Here is a 4519-nt window from a genome sequence, read left to right on the forward strand (position 1 = left end):
ACGCTTTGTTATTTGGTTATGGCATGAGCAAGACAGACGTCGATAATGCTGCCAATCCTACTCGCGGGTTCCGTCAGTATTATGCGCTTGAAGCAGGTTCAGAAAGTCTGCTAAGTGATACCGATATGGCAATTTTACGCGCGGGTGTGAGCGGTCTTTATAGCTTCGGAGCTGACGATAAACACCAAGTGCTGGGCAGTTTAAATACCGGTTATATCTGGGCGGATGATTTTTACGAAGTGCCTTATAAACTGCGCTTCTTTGCTGGCGGCGATCAAAGTATTCGCGGTTATGATTACGAAAGCCTATCACCGATTGAGAAAGGCTATCTCACCGGCGGACAAATCCTGGCAGTCGGCAGTGCGGAATATAACTATGAGTTTAGACCAGGTTTCCGCGGCGCAGTCTTTACCGATGTTGGTAATGCCTATGACAAAGATTTTGAAACCGATACCAAAGTTGGCGTCGGCGTCGGTATCCGCTGGGCGTCGCCGGTGGGTGTGGTACGTGTCGATGTTGCCGCTGGCGTGACGGAAGATAGCATCCCTGTTAGACTGCATCTGTTTATCGGGTCTCCTTTATAAATGGCTGCTATAAGCACGCCTAACACCAGTGCTTATAGCAGTCTTGATAAAAACGCAAAAACCGCCTTATTTTTCATTCTAGCGTTTGCTGGTAATCCTTCTTTAACATAGCTGAGTGTCATGTTGACCAAAAATACCCCGCCAAATAAGCCCTCGGATGAAGATCCAGCACAGCGCGATGCCCGCGCTGTTAGACGTTGGTTTCCCCTGTCTTTTTTGCTCAAATTAACGGTTCTTATTTTGATTGTACTGGCGATTATGTTCGCCATATTTTTATATGCGGTCGGTACTGAGTCAGGCACAAAATTCATTTTAGAAAAAATCAGTGCTGAGACGGGGGTTAAGTTTAAATACGGTCGGGGTAATCTGCGCGATGGTATTTGGGTCAGTGATATCGATATCAACGCCACTGAAGACCTTGAGATATTGGTCGATAAAGCTTATGTCAAAATAGGCTGGCGCGCGGTATTTGCCAAAGAAGTGCATCTACGCGATGCCGACATTCAAACCATTGAGATTATCAATAATAAGCCACCTACGGGCGAGCCGTTTGATTATCGAACGCTTAGCTTGCCAGTCAATTTGCGCTTTGATCAAGCAAAAATAAAAACCATTATTTATAAACAAGTCACTAAAGACCCTATCGTCGTGCATGATATCGAAGCGCGAGATTTGACGTGGGTTGGTAGCGTGGTGAACGTCGGGCGCGGTAAATTACAGTATGCGGATATTGTAAAAGTCAGTGCTTTAAAAGGTCAGGCAGATTTACAAGGCGACTATCCTTTAGATTTGAGCGGAATTGTCGAGGTAAGTGCGTTAGAAAAAGCCTATATCGACCCTTTAAATATCACCGCAACCGGTACGCTAAAACGTACCGTTGGTAAAGTACGTAGCCGTTATAACGACAGCGATGTCAGCGGTGATTTTGTGGTGCAAGGCTTAGATGAAGGTTCGCCGTTTCAAGCGAAACTTAAATGGGACGATATTTTAATTCCTTATGCCGATAGCCAAAATATCCACCTAAAAAGCGGCATGGCGACCGCGTCGGGCGTCATCTCGGAGATACGTCTGCGTATCAATACCGAGCTGACCGCCAAAGATATCCCATCGGGTCACTATCAAGGTCGCGGTATTATCGCCAACAGTCAGCTGCGCGTTGATCGTTTGGATGCGCAAGTACCAGCAGGCAATTTGACATTGCAAGGTATTTTGGACTGGAAAGAGAGTTTTGATGCGGTAGTCCGCGCCACAGGCAGTAATTTTAATATTCGACAGGCGATTCCAGATGAATATGCCGACTTTAAACCCTATGCGCCGCAAAAGCTCAATGGTCGTTTATCGGTACATTATCAGCATAAAAATAAAAATGGCAATCTAGAGATGGATGCAGATTTGCGTCAGCGCGATGGCGAGCATCTCAATGCCAATATCGTGCGCGGCAAAACGCCTGCTCGTGGTCGCAGCGCCAATGCTAAGCAAGTCACGCCTTGGTATATCGATGCCAAGTGGCAAAATCTGGTACGCCGCAATCTGCCAAATATCGGTAATGTCGACAGTCCAAGCGGAAAAGCGAACGTCATTATTCGCGGCTCGAATTTATCGGTCGATGGCAAAGCGGTGATTAATGAGTTAAATGCCGCCCCTAAAGGCAACTACGATGTGCGCGTGCGTAAAGCTGGTGACGTGATTAATATCAACCATCTTAATTACAAAGGTATAGTAGGCGACCTATCTGGTACAGGGCAGATTCAACTGGCCAGTAAAAAACGCCCGCTAACGTGGCAAATTGACGCGCGTACCAATGGCTTATTACCCAAAAAATATCGTAGTGACTTACCGCTTGAGCGCCTAACAGGACGTATCAATGCGCGCGGGCGCATGCTCAATATCAGTAAAAACCGCATCAAAGGTCAGCGCCATATTATTAGCTTTACTAATACCGATTTAAAAGCAAACCTTGATGCCAGTCAAGATAGCCGCGCTATTGGTATCACAGGCAGCGGTGATGCCAGCGTCGATATTATCGGCGGCGAGCTGTCGGTTTTTGATGCTCGTTTTGATGGTCATATTGATACCGCTGACGTACCAAAGGGCAGCTTATCGATTGATGCTGCTGGTACACCAAAATTGATTCGTATTCGTAAACTCAACTATAACGGTGAAGCCGGCGCGGTAAAAGCGAACGGTGTCATTGACTTACGTCAAAACATTGGCTGGACAGTCGATGGCCGCTTTGACAAATTTAACCTTGGCTATTTTTTACCCAATAATGCCGCCATTATCACCGGTGATTTAAAAACCAGCGGCGTGTGGCAAACGCCGCCAAAGAACCAAGCTAATGCTAACGCAAAGGGTAAGCTGAAAAACTTCGCGGTGAAATTCGATGGTGTATTAGATGCTGAGCAACTGCCAGCCGGTAAACTTAGCATTGACGCCAGTGGTGACGCGCAGCTGATTCGTATCAAGCGTTTCCGCCATGTTGGCGCCGCAGGTAGTATCGATGCCAATGGTACGGTTGACGTGCGTAAAGGTATCGCTTGGGATGTCAAGGCGGTGATGAATCGCTTTAACTTGGGTTATTTCTTTAAAGATATCCCAAGTACCATCACTGGCACTATTGATACCGATGGGCGCTGGGGTGACAATCAGCAAATCGTTAATATCAAACAAGTTAACCTAAGTGGCGTGCTAAAAGGCCAGCCACTCAGTGCCAAAGGTAGTCTGGCGGCGAAGCTGCGCCTACCAAAAGACTTAAGTAGTTATTTTAAACGCTTACAAGCACAGGATGCACAGGCACAGTATCAACAAGTTAATGCGCTAATCGATAGTTTAAATGCCAATAATTTGGTGCTACGTTGGGGCGACAATTATCTTACTGCCAATGGCAATGCTAAGCAGCTACAAGCTAAGATTAATATCACCAGTCTTGACCAGCTCTCAGATAAGCTTGCTGGTAAAGTGACGGGCGGCGCAACCTTGTCGCAGCCGGCAGGACAGGCGCTGCCCACGATTTATATTGACTTGGTTGGTGAGCGACTAGCGCTACCGGGCTTTATTTTGCGTCAAGGACGTATCCGCGGTAAGCTGGTCAATTTGGCCAATAGCCCAAGCCAGCTTATTATTAGCGCCGAAGGTTTGGATGCGGCAGGTCAGAGCTTTAAAAAGGTCAATGCCACTTTTAATGGCACTGAGCAGGCGCATGTGGTCAATCTTGAAGTGGCAAATGATGAACTTGCTATCGCCGCTCGACTCAAGGGTGGCTTTAATCGCGATAAGCTCAGTTGGTCAGGCGTGATTGGTAAAGGGCGTATCAAATCAAAATATGCGACGTTAAACCAACTACAACCTGCACAATTAATTGTCAATTTGCCCAAAAAGCAGGGTAATAACTCTACCGACTTAAAAGTGCAGCTTGCCGCCCACTGTTGGCAGGCGACCGACCAAACGGGCAAGCTGTGTTTGCGTGAGAATCTCATTGCTTCACCAGCGGCAGGTCAAGTCAATTTAGCGGTACAAAACTTGGATACTTCGCTATTCTCGGTCTTTTTACCCAAAGATATCGATTGGCAAGCGAAAATTAATGGTAAAGCCATCGTCGGTTGGCAACGTGGTCGTCCGCCGACGATCAATACCACGCTGTATTCTGACAACGGCAAAATCGGCTTGATGCAAGATGGCGATAGTCAGCCGGTTACCTTGCCTTATAAGCGTGTGTCGGTCATTGCTTTGTCGGTCCCTGAAGGCATCAAACTGCGCACGGACATTAATACTGGTCGCGGTGCGCGTGGCTATGCTGAGGTTATCGTTGACCCTTACAAAACACCGAAACCTATCTCGGGTGCGCTGGTGCTCAATGAGCTGAATTTGGCAGTGTTTAAGCCTTTCTTCCCCGGTATGCGCGTGCTCGAAGGCAATATCACTATGGCAGGTGGTTT

2 protein-coding genes are annotated in these 4519 nt (G+C 47.2%); both read left to right on the forward strand.

Going from position 1 to position 4519, the window contains the following annotated elements; all coding sequences use genetic code 11:
• On the forward strand, positions 1–584 hold a 584-nt coding region (locus V7D75_RS06300; protein WP_333613864.1), incomplete at its 5' end, for an autotransporter assembly complex protein TamA.
• 120 nt (positions 585–704) lie between these two features.
• A partial coding sequence (locus V7D75_RS06305; RefSeq protein WP_333613865.1) for a hypothetical protein occupies positions 705–4519 on the forward strand: 3815 nt, incomplete at its 3' end.

It is taken from the genome of Psychrobacter sp., assembly GCF_036731945.1.
Lineage (GTDB): Bacteria > Pseudomonadota > Gammaproteobacteria > Pseudomonadales > Moraxellaceae > Psychrobacter.